This window comes from Enterobacter sp. SA187, assembly GCF_001888805.2.
GTDB lineage: Bacteria > Pseudomonadota > Gammaproteobacteria > Enterobacterales > Enterobacteriaceae > Enterobacter_D.
In genome coordinates this window covers 1,124,923-1,141,822 of the sequence record NZ_CP019113.1, presented here as the reverse complement: position 1 = coordinate 1,141,822, position 16,900 = coordinate 1,124,923, and the positions used below count along the sequence as shown (strand labels likewise).

General features: G+C 53.5%; 16 protein-coding genes. 15 read left to right on the top strand and 1 reads right to left on the bottom strand.

The features are described 5' to 3' along the window. Nucleotides 1–993 (bottom strand): aspartate--ammonia ligase, encoded by a 993-nt coding sequence (gene asnA / locus BMF08_RS05590; RefSeq protein ID WP_072570860.1) that lies wholly within the window; start codon nucleotides 991–993, stop codon nucleotides 1–3. A 150-nt stretch (nucleotides 994–1,143) separates the two neighbouring features. Between asnA and asnC the strand changes: the two genes are divergently transcribed. The 15 genes from asnC to glmS all read left to right on the top strand — a co-directional run bounded on the left by asnC (nucleotide 1,144) and on the right by glmS (nucleotide 16,738). Beyond that, entirely contained in the window at nucleotides 1,144–1,602 is a 459-nt protein-coding gene (gene asnC / locus BMF08_RS05585) for a transcriptional regulator AsnC (protein ID WP_072570862.1), read from the top strand. 90 nt (nucleotides 1,603–1,692) lie between these two features. Next, on the top strand, nucleotides 1,693–2,142 hold the full coding sequence (mioC, locus tag BMF08_RS05580) for an FMN-binding protein MioC (protein WP_072570864.1): 450 nt from the start codon (nucleotides 1,693–1,695) through the stop codon (nucleotides 2,140–2,142). Nucleotides 2,143–2,513: 371 nt separating this feature from the next. After that, nucleotides 2,514–4,403, top strand: a complete 1,890-nt coding sequence (gene mnmG / locus BMF08_RS05575; protein ID WP_072570865.1) for a tRNA uridine-5-carboxymethylaminomethyl(34) synthesis enzyme MnmG — start codon at nucleotides 2,514–2,516, stop codon at nucleotides 4,401–4,403. A 105-nt stretch (nucleotides 4,404–4,508) separates the two neighbouring features. Continuing rightward, entirely contained in the window at nucleotides 4,509–5,132 is a 624-nt protein-coding gene (gene rsmG, locus BMF08_RS05570; protein WP_072570867.1) for a 16S rRNA (guanine(527)-N(7))-methyltransferase RsmG, read from the top strand. 616 nt (nucleotides 5,133–5,748) lie between these two features. Beyond that, the gene (gene atpI / locus BMF08_RS05565) at nucleotides 5,749–6,129 is read left to right on the top strand and encodes a F0F1 ATP synthase subunit I (RefSeq protein WP_072570869.1); all 381 of its coding nucleotides are present in this window, start codon (nucleotides 5,749–5,751) and stop codon (nucleotides 6,127–6,129) included. A gap of 8 nt (nucleotides 6,130–6,137) precedes the next feature. Then, nucleotides 6,138–6,956, top strand: a complete 819-nt coding sequence (atpB, locus tag BMF08_RS05560) for a F0F1 ATP synthase subunit A (protein ID WP_072570870.1) — start codon at nucleotides 6,138–6,140, stop codon at nucleotides 6,954–6,956. A gap of 47 nt (nucleotides 6,957–7,003) precedes the next feature. Then, complete coding sequence (gene atpE, locus BMF08_RS05555) at nucleotides 7,004–7,243, top strand: F0F1 ATP synthase subunit C (protein WP_000429386.1); 240 nt, start codon at nucleotides 7,004–7,006, stop codon at nucleotides 7,241–7,243. A gap of 58 nt (nucleotides 7,244–7,301) precedes the next feature. Further along, a complete protein-coding gene (atpF, locus tag BMF08_RS05550; protein WP_072570872.1) occupies nucleotides 7,302–7,772 on the top strand; it encodes a F0F1 ATP synthase subunit B in 471 nt (156 codons plus the stop codon). 14 nt (nucleotides 7,773–7,786) lie between these two features. Continuing rightward, nucleotides 7,787–8,320: a F0F1 ATP synthase subunit delta gene (gene atpH / locus BMF08_RS05545; protein WP_072570874.1), complete on the top strand. Its 534-nt coding sequence runs from the start codon at nucleotides 7,787–7,789 to the stop codon at nucleotides 8,318–8,320. 12 nt (nucleotides 8,321–8,332) lie between these two features. Beyond that, nucleotides 8,333–9,874: a F0F1 ATP synthase subunit alpha gene (gene atpA, locus BMF08_RS05540; protein ID WP_072570876.1), complete on the top strand. Its 1,542-nt coding sequence runs from the start codon at nucleotides 8,333–8,335 to the stop codon at nucleotides 9,872–9,874. Nucleotides 9,875–9,924: 50 nt separating this feature from the next. Continuing rightward, nucleotides 9,925–10,788, top strand: a complete 864-nt coding sequence (gene atpG, locus BMF08_RS05535; RefSeq protein WP_072570878.1) for a F0F1 ATP synthase subunit gamma — start codon at nucleotides 9,925–9,927, stop codon at nucleotides 10,786–10,788. Nucleotides 10,789–10,814: 26 nt separating this feature from the next. Next, nucleotides 10,815–12,197 (top strand): F0F1 ATP synthase subunit beta, encoded by a 1,383-nt coding sequence (atpD, locus tag BMF08_RS05530; RefSeq protein WP_006177559.1) that lies wholly within the window; start codon nucleotides 10,815–10,817, stop codon nucleotides 12,195–12,197. Between the two features lie 20 nt (nucleotides 12,198–12,217). Then, nucleotides 12,218–12,637, top strand: a complete 420-nt coding sequence (locus BMF08_RS05525) for a F0F1 ATP synthase subunit epsilon (RefSeq protein ID WP_032615508.1) — start codon at nucleotides 12,218–12,220, stop codon at nucleotides 12,635–12,637. A 689-nt stretch (nucleotides 12,638–13,326) separates the two neighbouring features. Continuing rightward, nucleotides 13,327–14,697, top strand: coding sequence for a bifunctional UDP-N-acetylglucosamine diphosphorylase/glucosamine-1-phosphate N-acetyltransferase GlmU (glmU, locus tag BMF08_RS05520; RefSeq protein WP_072570879.1), 1,371 nt, complete (start codon nucleotides 13,327–13,329; stop codon nucleotides 14,695–14,697). A gap of 211 nt (nucleotides 14,698–14,908) precedes the next feature. Next, on the top strand, nucleotides 14,909–16,738 hold the full coding sequence (glmS, locus tag BMF08_RS05515) for a glutamine--fructose-6-phosphate transaminase (isomerizing) (RefSeq protein WP_072570881.1): 1,830 nt from the start codon (nucleotides 14,909–14,911) through the stop codon (nucleotides 16,736–16,738). Nucleotides 16,739–16,900 lie beyond the last annotated feature (162 nt).

Here is a 16,900-nt window from a genome sequence, read left to right as displayed (position 1 = left end):
TCAGAGCAGGGATGAGACGCTGTCGCGTACCTGCGCAGGCCATACGCCGCACTGTACCTGGCCAATGTGCGGCAGTTGCAGCAGCAACATGGTCAGACGTGACTGGCCAATGCCGCCGCCGATAGTCTGCGGCATTTGCCCTTCCAGCAGCGCGCGGTGCCACTCCAGCGCCAGACGATCTTCATCGCCGGTCAGCTTCAGCTGGCGTTTAAGGGTTTCGGCGTCAACGCGGATGCCCATGGAGGAGAGCTCCAGCGCATCTTCCAGCACCGGGTTCCACACCAGGATGTCACCGTTCAGACCGGCAAAACCGGCTTCGGTGCGGGTCGTCCAGTCATCATAATCCGGGGCGCGCACGTCGTGACGTTTGCCGTCGCTCAGGTCGCCGCCGATACCGATCAGGAACACCGCGCCCAGCTCTTTCGCAATGGCCCGCTCGCGGCCCTTGGCGTCGAGACCAGGGAAGCGGGTCAGCAGCTCTTCGCTGTGCACAAAGTGGATCTGCTCTGGCAGGAACGGTGCCTGACCAAACTCCGCGCTCACTGCCGCTTCTGTCGCTTTAATGCCTGACCAGATCGCCGAGACGGTCGCTTTCAGCGTGCCCAGATGGCGCTCGCCGTCACCGAGGACGCGCTCCCAGTCCCACTGATCGACATAGACCGAGTGGATCGGCGTAAGACGATCTTCGTCCGGGCGCAGGGCTTTCATGTGCGTGTAAAGCCCTTCCCCCGCGCTGAAGTCGTGTTGTCCCAGCGTCTGCCGTTTCCACTTCGCCAGTGAGTGCACCACTTCAAAGCGCGCGTCTGGCAGGGTTTTCACATTCACCTGTACCGCCTTTTCGCAACCAGACAGGTTGTCCTGCGTGCCATCCCCCACGCGGCTGAGGATCGGAGCCTGAACTTCGATCAGGCCCAGTTTTTCCTCCAGCTGGCGGGAGAAGTGAGCTTTAACGAAACTGATCTGGCGTTGTTTTGCGATGTAAGCGGTTTTCATTATTGAACTCCTGTGTCCTGTTGCCATTGATTAAGCAACAAAACGAGAGCGATATTCAATAATCAACAGATAAAAAGCCCGGTTCACTTTTGATTCCATAAAATATGGCGTTAAACTGGACTGAATCATTAATCTACATAAGAAAAACCTATGGAAAATTATCAGATCGATAATCTGGATCGCGGCATCCTTGAGGCGCTGATGGCAAATGCGCGCACGGCTTATGCCGAACTCGCCAAGCAGTTTGGCGTCAGCCCCGGCACCATTCACGTTCGCGTGGAGAAGATGAAACAGGCGGGCATCATTACCGGCGCGCGTATCGATGTCTGCCCTAAACAACTCGGCTACGACGTCTGCTGCTTTATCGGCATCATTCTCAAAAGCGCCAAAGATTACCCCTCGGCCCTGGCGAGGCTGGAGAGTCTGGAAGAAGTGACCGAAGCGTATTACACCACCGGGCACTACAGCATCTTTATTAAGGTGATGTGCAAATCGATCGACGCGCTGCAACAGGTACTTATCAACAAGATCCAAACAATTGATGAAATTCAGTCCACCGAAACGCTGATCTCGCTGCAGAACCCGATCATGCGCACCATCCGCCCGTGATCCTCTGAAATAATCACCCTGTTTTCCACAGGTAGATCCCAGCTCATTCACAGCGTACAATATGCCACGCTTAATTGAGGACGGACGATCATGGCAGATATTACGCTTATCAGTGGCAGCACCCTGGGCGGAGCAGAGTACGTGGCGGAGCACCTGGCTGAAAAGCTGGACGAGGCGGGGTACAGCACCAGCACCCTTCACGGCCCGCTGCTTGAGGATCTGCCGGTAGAAGGCGTGTGGCTGCTGGTTTCCAGTACCCATGGCGCAGGCGATCTGCCGGATAACATTCTTCCTTTATATGAAGAACTGAAAGAACAGCAGCCGGATCTGTCTCAGGTACGCTTTGGGGCGATCGGGATCGGCAGTCGTGAATACGACACCTTCTGCGGGGCGATCGACAAGCTGGAAAGCGAAATGCGGGCTTGCGGGGCAAAACAGATCGGCGAAACGCTGCGGATCAACATCCTCGATCATGATATTCCCGAGGATCCGGCAGAAATCTGGCTGGGATCCTGGGTTAATTTACTCAATATTGTGTAAAGATCGTGCGATCAGTTGTGTATAAGTCTGGTTAAAAGCTTGGATCAACCGGTATTTATCCACTGTATAAGGTTTGACGAGTTTTTGGGCTGTGCATAACCCTTCATTTTGATCCCAGCTTATACTGAGTGGGATCACCGATCATTCACAGGTAACGATCCTTTCTAATGTATTGATCTTCAAAGCCGGATCCGGGTTATCCACAGAGAGGCACGATCCTAATAAGAGATCATAGTAAAAAAGATCTCTAAAAGAAAAAGATCTCTTAATAACAGTCAGGATCCCGACTCTTTCTCGATGGGCTAAAGTTGAGTAGAATCCACGGCCCGGCACCAATCCACTTTCTAACCGCTCAGGCGAGGCAAACCACCATGTTTTATCCGGATCCTTTCGACGTCATCATCATTGGCGGGGGTCATGCAGGCACTGAGGCCGCAATGGCCGCTGCGCGTATGGGTCAGCAGACCCTGCTTTTGACACACAATATCGACACCCTGGGACAGATGTCGTGCAACCCGGCAATCGGCGGTATTGGGAAAGGACACCTGGTAAAAGAAGTGGATGCGCTGGGCGGACTGATGGCAAAGGCCATCGATCAGGCAGGCATTCAGTTTAGGATACTAAACGCGAGCAAGGGCCCGGCCGTTCGCGCCACCCGTGCTCAGGCAGACCGCGTGCTTTACCGTCAGGCAGTGCGCACGGCCCTTGAGAATCAGCCGAACCTGATGATCTTCCAGCAGGCGGTTGAGGATCTGATCGTCGAAAACGATCGTGTCGTCGGTGCCGTGACGCAAATGGGCCTGAAGTTCCGTGCTAAATCTGTCGTACTGACGGTCGGCACCTTCCTCGACGGTAAAATTCATATCGGCATGGATAACTACAGCGGTGGTCGCGCAGGCGATCCGCCGTCGATTTCCCTTTCCCGCCGTCTGCGCGAGCTGCCGCTGCGCGTCAGCCGCCTGAAAACCGGGACGCCGCCGCGTATTGACGCGCGAACTATTGATTTCAGCGTGCTGGCGGAACAGCACGGCGACACGCCGCTGCCGGTCTTTTCGTTCATGGGCAATGTGGATCAACATCCGCGCCAGGTGCCGTGCTATATCACCTACACTAACGAAAAAACCCACGACGTGATCCGCAATAACCTCGATCGCAGCCCGATGTATGCCGGCGTGATCGAAGGGATCGGCCCGCGTTACTGCCCGTCGATCGAAGACAAAGTGATGCGCTTTGCGGATCGTAACCAGCATCAGATCTTCCTTGAGCCGGAAGGCCTGACCTCTAACGAAATTTACCCGAACGGCATCTCCACCAGCCTGCCGTTCGATGTACAGATGCAGATCGTCCGATCCATGCAGGGCATGGAAAACGCGAAGATCGTCCGTCCGGGCTATGCGATCGAGTATGACTTCTTCGATCCGCGTGACCTGAAACCGACGCTGGAAAGCAAATTTATCGCTGGCCTGTTCTTTGCCGGTCAGATCAACGGCACCACCGGTTACGAAGAAGCGGCCGCGCAGGGTCTGCTGGCCGGTCTGAACGCTGCCCGCTTCTCTGCCGAAAAAGAGGGCTGGGCGCCGGGCCGTTCCGAGGCTTATCTGGGCGTGCTGGTGGACGACCTGTGCACCCTGGGCACCAAAGAGCCGTACCGCATGTTCACCTCCCGCGCGGAATACCGTCTGATGCTGCGTGAAGACAACGCGGATATCCGTTTAACCGCGGCGGGTCGTGAGCTGGGCCTGGTGGACGACGAACGCTGGGCGCGCTTTAACGAGAAACTGGAAAATATCGAGCGTGAACGCCAGCGCCTGAAAGATATCTGGCTGCACCCGCAGTCTGAAAAGATTGACGAAGTGAATACGAAGCTGAGCGCGCCGCTGTCCCGCGAGGCGAACGGTGAAGATCTGCTGCGTCGACCGGAAATGACCTATCGCGAGATGGTGCAGCTGTCGCCGTTTGCGCCGGGACTCAGCGATGCGCAGGCCGCCGAGCAGGTCGAGATCCAGGTGAAATACGAAGGCTATATTGCGCGCCAGCAGGACGAGATCGACAAACAGCAGCGTAACGAGAACACCGTGCTGCCTGCGACCCTGGACTACCGCCAGGTGAGCGGTCTGTCCAACGAAGTGATCGCCAAGCTTAACGATCACAAACCGTCATCCATCGGTCAGGCATCGCGTATCTCCGGTATCACTCCTGCGGCGATCTCCATTCTGCTGGTGTGGCTGAAAAAGCAGGGTATGCTGCGCCGTAGCGCTTAATTCAACTTTACCCGCCCGGTAGCGCTAGCTTACCGGGCCTACAGAACCCGTAAGGCGGATTAGCGAAGCGCCACCCGCCGTTAAGTATCTAAACAGGTAATCACCGTGCTCAACAAACTCTCTCGTCTGCTGGATGAAGCCGATATTTCGCTCACCGATCACCAGAAAAACCAGCTGGTGGCCTATGTCGATATGCTGCACAAATGGAACAAAGCGTACAATCTGACCTCGGTACGCGATCCGAACGAGATGCTGATCCGTCATATTCTGGACAGCGTGGTGGTTGCGCCGCACCTGGCGGGGTCGCGCTTTATCGACGTGGGTACCGGGCCAGGGCTGCCGGGGATCCCGCTGTCAATCGTCTTACCTGACGCGCACTTCACGCTGCTGGACAGCCTCGGCAAGCGGGTGCGTTTTCTGCGCCAGGTGCAGCACGAGCTTCGCCTGACTAACATCACGCCGGTGCAGAGCCGCGTTGAGGATTTCCCGGCGGAGCCGCCGTTTGACGGAGTGATCAGCCGTGCCTTTGCTTCCCTGAACGATATGGTGAGCTGGTGTCATCACCTGCCGGGGCAGGGGGGGCGTTTCTATGCGCTGAAGGGCCAGTTGCCTGATGATGAAATCGAAAAACTACCGGCAGACTTTGCGGTGGAATCGGTGATCAAATTGCGCGTTCCGCAACTGGACGGCGAACGTCATCTGGTGATGATTAAACCAAACAATATTTAATTTTTATCAAAAAATGTTAATTCCGTACTGTAGTGAATGTGTTAAAAATCAGCACGCAGAAACGGAATAAATCCCGTTAGGCTTAACCTTATTTTTACTGGGATTTTTCTGTTTGTTAACCTGGCATTTTTTGTTAACCGGCAAAATAATCAACCAGGGAAGTATATGTCTGCTAAAAATCAGTAATGCTTAACGTTTAGCGATGTTAAAAATTTATTAAGAATGTCAATAAAAGGTTTTTGTTGTATATGAAGCTGTTTTGGAAATAGTCGCAGTTATTCATCTTGAATATCAGAAAGATGGTGACTGTGATTATTATGCTTCAATGAAAGACGCTTAAACGCAAATGCGCAATTTGTGATCTGGTGCACGCTTTAGCATCAGGCTTTTCGCGCGATTGGCAATCCTGTTCGATGGTTCACACTTTACAAAAAAGTGGAAAAATAGCCCTCGAGAAATTTATTTAAACATTTATTCACCTTTTCGCTACTTATTGTTTGAAATCACGAGGCCGCACCGTATAATTTGCTCGCTTTTTGATGCTTGACTCTGAGCCTTAAAGAACGTTTTATACGACACGCGACATACCTCGTTGGGGGCAGGAGTAAAAAACGTGATGTCTTTGTCGCTCTTGAGTCGAAACGTTGCTCGTAAGCTTCTGTTCATTCAGTTCCTGGCAGTGATAGCAAGCGCATTGCTATTTTGCCTTAAAGACCCCTTCTGGGGCGTCTCCGCAGTATGCGGTGGGCTGGCAGTGGTACTGCCAAATATGTTGTTTATGATTTTTGCCTGGCGTCATCAGGCGCATACACCTGCTAAAGGCCGCATGGCCTGGTCCTTCGCCTTCGGGGAAGTGTTCAAGGTGTTGGCGACCTTTACCCTACTGGTGGTGGCGCTGGCGGTTTTGAAGGCGGTCTTTTTGCCGCTGATCGTCACGTGGGTTTCGGTGCTGGTTGTACAGATACTGGCACCCGCTGTAATTAACAACAAAGGGTAAGAGGCATCATGTCTGCAGGAGAAATCTCAACACCGCAGGAGTACATAGGCCACCATCTGAATAACCTTCAGATTGACCTGCGTACCTTTTCGCTGGTGGATCCGCATAACCCCCCAGCCACTTTCTGGACGCTTAACATCGACTCCATGTTCTTCTCGGTGCTTCTGGGTCTGTTGTTCCTCGTGATGTTCCGTAGCGTTGCCAAAAAAGCAACCAGCGGCGTTCCGGGAAAATTCCAGACGGCGATCGAGCTGGTCATTGGCTTCGTCAACGGCAGCGTGAAAGACATGTACCACGGCAAGAGCAAACTGATTGCTCCGCTGGCCCTGACGATTTTCGTCTGGGTATTCCTGATGAACCTGATGGATTTGCTGCCTATCGACCTGCTGCCGTATATCGGCGAGCATGTATTCGGCCTGCCGGCTCTGCGTGTGGTTCCGTCCGCTGACGTGAACATCACCCTGTCGATGGCGCTGGGCGTATTTATCCTCATTCTGTTCTACAGCATCAAAATGAAAGGCATTGGCGGCTTCACCAAAGAGCTGACCTTACAGCCGTTCAACCACTGGGCATTTATTCCTGTCAACTTAATCCTTGAAGGGGTAAGCCTGCTGTCTAAACCGGTATCACTCGGTCTGCGACTGTTCGGCAACATGTATGCCGGTGAGTTGATCTTCATTCTGATTGCAGGACTTCTGCCATGGTGGTCACAGTGGATCCTGAATGTGCCATGGGCCATTTTCCACATCCTGATCATTACGCTGCAAGCCTTCATTTTCATGGTTCTGACGATTGTCTATCTGTCGATGGCATCTGAAGAGCATTGATTTTACCAACACTACTACGTTCTAACTGAAACAAACTGGAGACTGTCATGGAAAACCTGAATATGGATCTGCTGTACATGGCTGCCGCTGTGATGATGGGTCTGGCGGCAATCGGTGCTGCGATCGGTATCGGCATCCTCGGGGGCAAATTCCTGGAAGGCGCAGCGCGTCAACCGGATCTGATCCCTCTGCTGCGTACTCAGTTCTTTATCGTTATGGGTCTGGTGGATGCTATCCCGATGATCGCTGTAGGTCTGGGTCTGTACGTGATGTTTGCTGTCGCGTAGTAAGCGTTGCTTGATTAAGCAATTTTTAGAACGTTAACCAGATAAGAGGCATTGTGCTGTGAATCTTAACGCAACAATCCTCGGCCAGGCCATCGCGTTTGTCCTGTTCGTTCTGTTCTGCATGAAGTATGTATGGCCGCCGTTGATCGCTGCCATTGAGAAACGTCAAAAAGAAATTGCTGACGGCCTCGCTTCTGCAGAACGAGCTAAAAAGGATTTGGACCTTGCACAGGCCAATGCGACCGACCAGCTGAAAAAGGCGAAAGCGGAAGCCCAGGTAATCATTGAGCAGGCGAACAAACGTCGCGCTCAGATCCTGGACGAAGCCAAAACCGAAGCAGAACAGGAACGTACCAAAATCGTTGCACAGGCTCAGGCAGAAATTGATGCTGAGCGTAAACGTGCTCGTGAGGAACTGCGTAAGCAAGTTGCTATCCTGGCTGTTGCTGGCGCCGAGAAGATCATCGAACGTTCCGTGGATGAAGCTGCTAACAGCGACATCGTGGACAAACTTGTCGCTGAACTGTAAGGAGGGAGGGGCTGATGTCTGAATTTGTTACGGTAGCTCGCCCCTACGCCAAAGCAGCTTTTGACTTTGCTGTCGAAACCCAAAGTGTCGATCGCTGGCAGAACATGCTGGCGTTTGCCGCAGAGGTAACGAAAAACGAACATATGGCGGAGATGCTTTCAGGTGCACTGGCACCGGAAACTCTCGCCGCGTCGTTCATCGCCGTTTGCGGCGAGCAACTTGATACCAACGGCCAGAACCTGATCAAGGTAATGGCTGAGAATGGTCGTCTGAGAGTGCTCCCGGATGTTCTTGAGCAGTTTGAGCACTTACGTGCCCTTAGTGAAGCTACCGCTGAAGTTGAAGTAACCTCGGCGACCGAACTGAGTGAAGAACAGCTTGCGAAGATTACCGCCGCGATGGAAAAACGTCTGTCACGCAAAGTTAAGCTGAATTGCAATATCGATAAGTCTGTAATGGCGGGCGTAATCATCCAGTCGGGTGATATGGTCATTGATGGCAGCGTACGCGGCCGTCTACAACGCCTCGCAGACGTCTTGCAGTCTTAAGGGGACTGGAGCATGCAACTGAATTCCACCGAAATCAGCGAACTGATCAAGCAGCGCATTGCTCAGTTCAGTGTTGTGAGCGAAGCTCATAACGAAGGTACTATTGTTTCTGTAAGTGACGGTGTTATCCGCATTCACGGCCTGGCCGATTGTATGCAGGGTGAAATGATCTCCCTGCCGGGTAACCGTTACGCTATCGCACTGAACCTGGAGCGCGACTCCGTAGGTGCTGTTGTGATGGGTCCGTATGCTGACCTCGCCGAAGGCATGAAGGTTAAATGTACTGGCCGTATTCTTGAAGTACCGGTAGGCCGTGGCCTGCTGGGCCGCGTGGTGAACACCCTGGGTGCGCCAATCGACGGTAAAGGTCCGGTTGATAACGATGGCTTCTCGCCAATCGAAGTTATCGCACCGGGCGTAATCGATCGTCAGTCCGTCGATCAGCCGGTACAGACCGGTTACAAATCCGTTGATGCCATGATCCCAATCGGTCGTGGTCAGCGTGAGCTGATCATCGGCGACCGTCAGACCGGTAAAACCGCGATGGCTATCGATGCGATCATCAACCAGCGTGACTCCGGCATCAAATGCGTATACGTGGCAATCGGCCAGAAAGCGTCCACCATCTCTAACGTGGTGCGTAAACTGGAAGAGCACGGCGCGCTGTCCAACACTATCGTTGTGGTGGCTACCGCTTCTGAATCCGCTGCGCTGCAATACCTGGCTCCGTATGCCGGTTGCGCCATGGGCGAATACTTCCGTGACCGCGGTGAAGATGCGCTGATCGTTTATGATGACCTGTCCAAACAGGCTGTTGCATACCGTCAGGTTTCCCTGCTGCTGCGCCGTCCGCCAGGACGTGAAGCATTCCCGGGCGACGTGTTTTATCTCCACTCCCGTCTGCTGGAGCGCGCATCCCGCGTAAACGCGGAATACGTTGAGAACTTCACCAAAGGTGAAGTGAAAGGTAAAACTGGCTCCCTGACCGCGCTGCCGATCATTGAAACCCAGGCGGGTGACGTTTCTGCGTTCGTTCCGACCAACGTAATTTCTATTACCGATGGTCAGATCTTCCTGGAAACCAACCTGTTTAACTCCGGTATTCGTCCGGCGGTTAACCCGGGTATCTCCGTATCCCGTGTTGGTGGTGCTGCTCAGACCAAGATCATCAAGAAACTGTCCGGTGGTATTCGTACCGCGCTGGCACAGTATCGTGAACTGGCTGCGTTCTCTCAGTTCGCATCCGATCTGGATGAAGCTACCCGTAAACAGCTGAGCCATGGTCAGAAAGTGACCGAGCTGCTGAAACAGAAACAGTATGCCCCAATGTCTGTTGCACAACAGGGCCTGGTGCTGTTCGCGGCTGAACGCGGTTACCTCGAAGATGTGGAACTGGCGAAAATCGGTAGCTTCGAAGCCGCTCTGCTGGCTTACGTTGACCGTGACCACGCTCCGCTGATGCAAGAGATCAACCAGTCCGGTGGCTATAACGACGAAATCGAAGGCAAGCTGAAAGGCATCCTCGATTCCTTCAAAGCAACCCAGTCCTGGTAACGTCTGGCGGTCTGTCCTAGGGCAGACCGCAAGGCATTGAGGAGAAGCTCATGGCCGGCGCAAAAGAGATACGTAGTAAGATCGCAAGCGTCCAGAACACGCAGAAGATCACTAAAGCGATGGAGATGGTCGCCGCTTCCAAAATGCGTAAATCGCAGGACAGAATGGCGGCCAGCCGTCCTTATGCAGATACCATGCGCAAAGTGATTGGTCACCTTGCGAACGGCAATCTGGAATATAAGCACCCTTACCTGGAAGAACGCGACGTTAAGCGCGTGGGCTACCTGGTGGTGTCGACCGACCGTGGTCTGTGCGGTGGCTTGAACATTAACCTGTTCAAAAAACTGCTGGCGGAAATGAAAGTATGGTCCGATAAAGGCGTTCAGAGCGATATCGCGATGATCGGCTCTAAAGGCGTTTCTTTCTTCAATTCCGTGGGGGGCAATATTGTCGCCCAGGTGACCGGTATGGGTGATAACCCGTCCCTGTCCGAACTGATCGGCCCGGTAAAAGTGATGTTGCAGGCCTACGATGAAGGCCGTCTGGACAGGCTGTACATTGTCAGCAACAAATTTATTAACACCATGTCTCAGGTTCCGACCCTCACTCAGCTGCTGCCGTTACCGGCATCAGAAGACGGTGAGCTGAAGCAGAAAGCCTGGGATTACCTGTATGAACCCGATCCGAAACCGCTGCTGGATACCCTGCTGCGTCGTTACGTTGAGTCGCAGGTTTATCAGGGCGTGGTAGAAAACCTGGCCAGCGAGCAGGCCGCACGTATGGTGGCGATGAAAGCCGCGACCGACAATGGCGGCAGCCTGATTAAAGAGCTGCAGTTGGTATACAACAAAGCTCGTCAGGCCAGCATTACTCAGGAACTCACCGAAATCGTCGGTGGTGCATCCGCGGTATAACCAGGTTAATTCGTAGAGGATTCAAGATGGCTACTGGAAAAATTGTCCAGGTAATCGGCGCCGTGGTTGACGTCGAATTCCCTCAGGATGCCGTACCGCGTGTGTACGATGCTCTTGAGGTACAAAATGGTAACGAGAGCCTGGTGCTGGAAGTTCAGCAGCAGCTCGGTGGTGGTATCGTGCGTACTATCGCCATGGGTTCTTCTGACGGTCTGCGTCGTGGTCTGGAAGTAAAAGACCTTGAGCACCCGATTGAAGTACCGGTAGGTAAAGCAACACTGGGTCGTATCATGAACGTGCTCGGTCAGCCGATCGACATGAAAGGCGACATCGGTGAAGAAGAGCGTTGGGCGATCCACCGCGCGGCACCAAGCTACGAAGAACTGTCCAGCTCTCAGGAACTGCTGGAAACCGGCATCAAGGTTATCGACCTGATGTGTCCGTTCGCTAAGGGCGGTAAAGTCGGTCTGTTCGGCGGTGCGGGTGTGGGTAAAACCGTAAACATGATGGAGCTGATCCGTAACATCGCGATCGAGCACTCCGGCTATTCCGTGTTTGCAGGCGTGGGTGAGCGTACTCGTGAGGGTAACGACTTCTACCACGAAATGACTGACTCCAACGTTCTGGACAAAGTATCCCTGGTTTACGGTCAGATGAACGAGCCGCCGGGAAACCGTCTGCGCGTTGCGCTGACCGGCCTGACCATGGCTGAGAAATTCCGTGACGAAGGTCGTGACGTTCTGCTGTTCGTCGATAACATTTATCGTTATACCCTGGCCGGTACGGAAGTATCCGCACTGCTGGGCCGTATGCCTTCTGCGGTAGGCTATCAGCCGACCCTGGCAGAAGAGATGGGTGTGTTGCAGGAACGTATCACCTCCACCAAAACCGGTTCTATCACCTCCGTTCAGGCGGTATACGTACCTGCGGATGACCTGACTGACCCGTCGCCAGCCACCACCTTTGCGCACTTAGACGCAACCGTGGTACTGAGCCGTCAGATCGCGTCTCTGGGTATCTATCCGGCCGTTGACCCGCTGGATTCCACCAGCCGTCAGCTGGATCCGCTGGTGGTTGGTCAGGAACACTACGACACCGCGCGTGGCGTACAGTCCCTGCTGCAACGTTACCAGGAACTGAAAGACATCATCGCCATCCTGGGTATGGATGAACTGTCTGAAGAAGACAAACTGGTGGTAGCTCGCGCACGTAAGATCCAGCGCTTCCTGTCCCAGCCGTTCTTCGTGGCAGAAGTATTTACCGGTTCTCCGGGCAAATACGTCTCCCTGAAAGACACCATCCGTGGCTTTAAAGGCATCATGGAAGGCGAATACGATCACCTGCCGGAGCAGGCGTTCTACATGGTTGGTTCCATCGACGAAGCCGTGGAAAAAGCCAAAAAACTTTAACGCCTTAATCGGAGGGTGATATGGCAATGACTTACCACCTGGACGTCGTCAGCGCAGAGCAACAAATGTTCTCCGGGCTGGTCGAAAAAATCCAGGTAACGGGCAGTGAAGGTGAACTGGGTATTTTCCCGGGTCACGCCCCGCTGCTCACCGCCATTAAGCCTGGTATGATCCGCATCGTTAAACAGTTCGGTCACGAAGAGTTTATCTACCTGTCCGGCGGCATTATTGAAGTGCAGCCTGGCAGCGTGACCGTTCTCGCTGATACTGCTATTCGTGGCCAGGATCTCGACGAAGCGCGAGCTCTGGAAGCGAAACGTAAAGCAGAAGAGCACATTAAGAGCTCTCATGGCGACGTGGATTACGCTCAGGCGTCTGCGGAGCTGGCCAAAGCGATCGCGAAACTGCGTGTTATCGAGTTGACCAAAAAAGCGATGTAACACCGGCTTGAAAAGCACAAAGCCAGTCTGGTTGCCAGGCTGGCTTTTTTTATGCTTCCACGAGAATGGGTTGATAAATGAAATGGTGTTTCTTATTTTTTGTGATTAACATCACAAAAATATTGATCGGTGAAAATTTGAGGTGTAGACTTATTTTTGTGAAGTAAGTCACATAAACGAATTCAACCGCCGGGAAAACATCATGAAACTGATTAACAAAATTATCGCTTTCTTCAACAACATGAACGTTTCTTTTGGTACTTTTAATCTGTAATCACGTAGTGCCGCCAATTAAAACGACAACCGCTGGTGGCGTGAACAGACATCAATAAAGGTCGCCCGAGGCGGCCTTTATGCTTTTAATAATTCAGTCAAAATATCCCCCGTTCGTACGGCTTCGCGCCCCGCTTAACTCCTCTATACTCACCTTTGCTGCTGTCAGCCTGGCTACGTTTTCTTTATTCATTCTGCGAAAAAATAAGTAAAACATCGGCATAACAACTTTACAGCCCGTGATATGTTCATTTTTTACGGTAAATGGCATCATGACGGCCGGAAAACGGGGCGCAGAAGGGGATTATTACCGGTCTGCTGGCATTTAATCTGCGACCCAATTCACGGCGAAAAAAATGTAGTATTTTCAATGTGAAAAAGTAAAAATTCACCCTCAAATTACAGTCAGGACGCGTATGTTGAACAGTGCTATGAGTGTGGTCATCCTTGCCGCTGGTAAAGGGACCCGCATGTATTCCGATCTTCCCAAAGTGCTGCACACCCTTGCAGGGAAAGCGATGGTCCAGCATGTCATTGATGCCGCGAATGAACTGGGCGCCAGCCGCGTTCATCTGGTTTACGGGCATGGCGGCGATTTGCTGAAGCAGACATTGCGCGACGATAAGCTGAACTGGGTGCTACAGGCTGAACAACTGGGCACCGGCCACGCTATGCAGATGGCTGCGCCGAACTTTGCTGATAACGAAGATATTTTGATGCTCTACGGCGATGTGCCGCTGATTTCGGTCGCCACTCTGCAACGCCTGCGTGACGCCAAACCGCAGAACGGCATTGGTTTACTGACGGTAAATCTCAGCGATCCAACCGGCTATGGCCGTATCACCCGCGAGAACGGTAAAGTGACCGGGATCGTAGAGCACAAAGATGCCACCGATGAGCAGCGTCAGATCCAGGAAATCAATACCGGCATTCTGATCGCCAATGGCGCAGACATGAAGCGCTGGCTGGCGAAACTGACCAACAACAATGCGCAGGGTGAATACTACATCACCGATATTATCTCGCTGGCTTATCACGAAGGGCGTGAAATTGCCGCCGTCCACCCGGAAAGGCTGAGCGAAGTGGAAGGCGTGAACAACCGCCTGCAGCTGTCCCGTCTGGAGCGCGTCTATCAGGCTGAGCAGGCTGAAAAGCTGCTGCTGGCAGGGGTTATGCTGCGCGATCCGGCGCGTTTCGATTTACGCGGCTCCCTGACCCACGGGCGCGATGTGGAAATCGATACTAACGTCATTCTCGAAGGTAACGTCACCCTGGGGCATCGCGTGAAGATCGGCGCAGGCTGCGTGATCAAAAACAGCGTGATTGGCGATGACTGCGAAATCAGTCCTTACAGCGTGGTGGAAGATGCTGAACTGGCCGCCGCCTGCACCATCGGCCCGTTTGCGCGTCTGCGTCCGGGTGCCGAGCTGCTGGAAGGCGCGCACGTCGGCAACTTCGTGGAAATGAAAAAAGCGCGTCTGGGTAAAGGCTCGAAAGCGGGTCATCTCACCTACCTGGGCGATGCGGAAATTGGCGATAACGTGAACATCGGCGCGGGCACAATCACCTGCAACTACGATGGCGCCAATAAGCATAAAACCATTATTGGCGATGACGTGTTTGTCGGCTCCGATACGCAGCTGGTGGCGCCGGTAACGGTAGCCAGTGGCGCAAGCATCGGCGCGGGCACCACGGTAACGAATGACATCGCGGAAAATGAACTGGTCATCAGCCGGGTACGTCAGACCCATATCAAGGGCTGGAAACGTCCGGTGAAGAAGAAGTAACAATGTGGCGGGTGGTGCTTCGCTAACCCGCCCTACGGTTTTCTGCCGGATAAACGTTAGTGCCATCCGGCAAAAAGGGATGAGGAGATAAACATATATCTCCCGCCCACCAGCAGTAACCATAAAAATAACCCCACTCTCTACAAGGCTCGGGGCGCCCGATACGGGCAAAACAGGTCGGCGACAACGCATCATTATCAGGAAATTAACTATGTGTGGAATTGTTGGCGCAGTCGCGCAGCGTGATATTGCTGAAATCCTTCTCGAAGGCTTACGTCGTCTGGAATATCGTGGTTATGACTCTGCGGGACTGGCCGTCGTCGATAACGAAGGGCACATGACCCGTCTGCGTCGTCTGGGTAAAGTTCAGATGCTGTCTCAGGCTGCGGAAGAACATCCGCTCCATGGCGGTACGGGGATCGCACATACACGCTGGGCAACCCACGGTGAACCTTCGGAAGGGAATGCGCACCCGCATGTGTCCGAACACATTGTGGTGGTCCATAACGGTATTATTGAGAACCATGAGCCGCTGCGTGAAGTATTGCAGGCACGTGGCTACGTCTTTGCCTCCGAAACCGATACCGAAGTGATTGCTCACCTCGTTCACTGGGAGCTGGAGCAGGGCGGCACGCTGCGTGACGCCGTGTTACGTGCCATCCCTCAGCTGCGCGGTGCCTACGGTACGGTGATCATGGATACCCGTCATCCGGATACTCTGCTGGCCGCCCGTTCCGGCAGCCCGCTGGTCATTGGCCTCGGCATGGGCGAAAACTTCATCGCTTCCGATCAGTTAGCTCTGCTGCCGGTCACCCGTCGCTTTATCTATCTGGAAGAAGGCGATATCGCTGAAGTTACGCGCCGCAGCGTGACCGTATTCGATAAGTCTGGCCATGAAGTTACGCGCCCGGACATCGAATCTAATCTGCAATACGACGCGGGCGATAAAGGTATCTATCGCCACTACATGCAAAAAGAGATTTATGAGCAGCCGAACGCCATCAAAAACACTCTGACCGGGCGTATCAGCCACGGCGAAGTGGATTTAAGCGAGCTGGGCGCGAATGCCAATGACATGCTGTCACAGGTTGAGCATATCCAGATCGTAGCCTGCGGCACCTCGTACAACTCCGGTATGGTGTCACGCTACTGGTTTGAATCCCTGGCGGGCGTGCCCTGTGACGTGGAGATCGCCTCTGAGTTCCGCTATCGCAAATCCGCGGTGCGTCGCAACAGCCTGATGATCACCCTGTCCCAGTCCGGTGAAACGGCAGATACCTTGGCCGCGCTGCGCTTGTCGAAAGAGCTGGGTTACCTCGGTTCGCTGGCGATCTGTAACGTGCCGGGCTCCTCGCTGGTGCGTGAATCCGATCTGGCGATGATGACCAACGCCGGGACTGAAATCGGTGTGGCTTCCACCAAAGCCTTCACCACCCAGTTAACGGTGCTGCTGATGCTGGTGGCGAAGTTAAGCCGTCTGAAAGGCATGGACGCGTCCATTGAGCATGACATTGTGCATGGTCTGCAGGCGCTGCCGAGCCGTATCGAGCAGATGCTGTCGCAGGACAAACGCATCGAAGCACTGGCAGAAGATTTCTCCGACAAGCATCACGCGCTGTTCCTTGGCCGTGGCGATCAGTATCCGATCGCGCTGGAAGGCGCGCTGAAGCTTAAAGAGATCTCCTATATCCATGCTGAAGCCTATGCGGCGGGCGAGCTGAAACACGGCCCGCTGGCGCTGATTGACGCCGATATGCCGGTCATCGTGGTGGCACCGAACAACGAACTGCTGGAAAAACTGAAATCCAACATTGAAGAAGTGCGCGCCCGTGGCGGCCAGCTGTACGTCTTCGCCGATCGTGATGCCGGTTTCAACAGCAGTGACAACATGCACATTATCGAAATGCCGCATGTGGAAGAGGTGATCGCACCGATTTTCTATACCGTGCCGCTGCAGTTACTGGCCTATCACGTTGCGCTGATCAAAGGCACCGACGTTGACCAGCCGCGTAACCTGGCAAAATCCGTTACGGTTGAGTAAATAAATCAAAGCCCCGTCTGCAAAGGCGGGGCTTTTACTGTCTGCGCTGTTCTGTTTTTATACACATTTGCGGCACCCTTCTTTATGACAAACTGTCATCTTCAGCTACTTTTAATCCTGTAATAAAAATAAAATCACGCTGTCATGCTCTGTTCATAAATC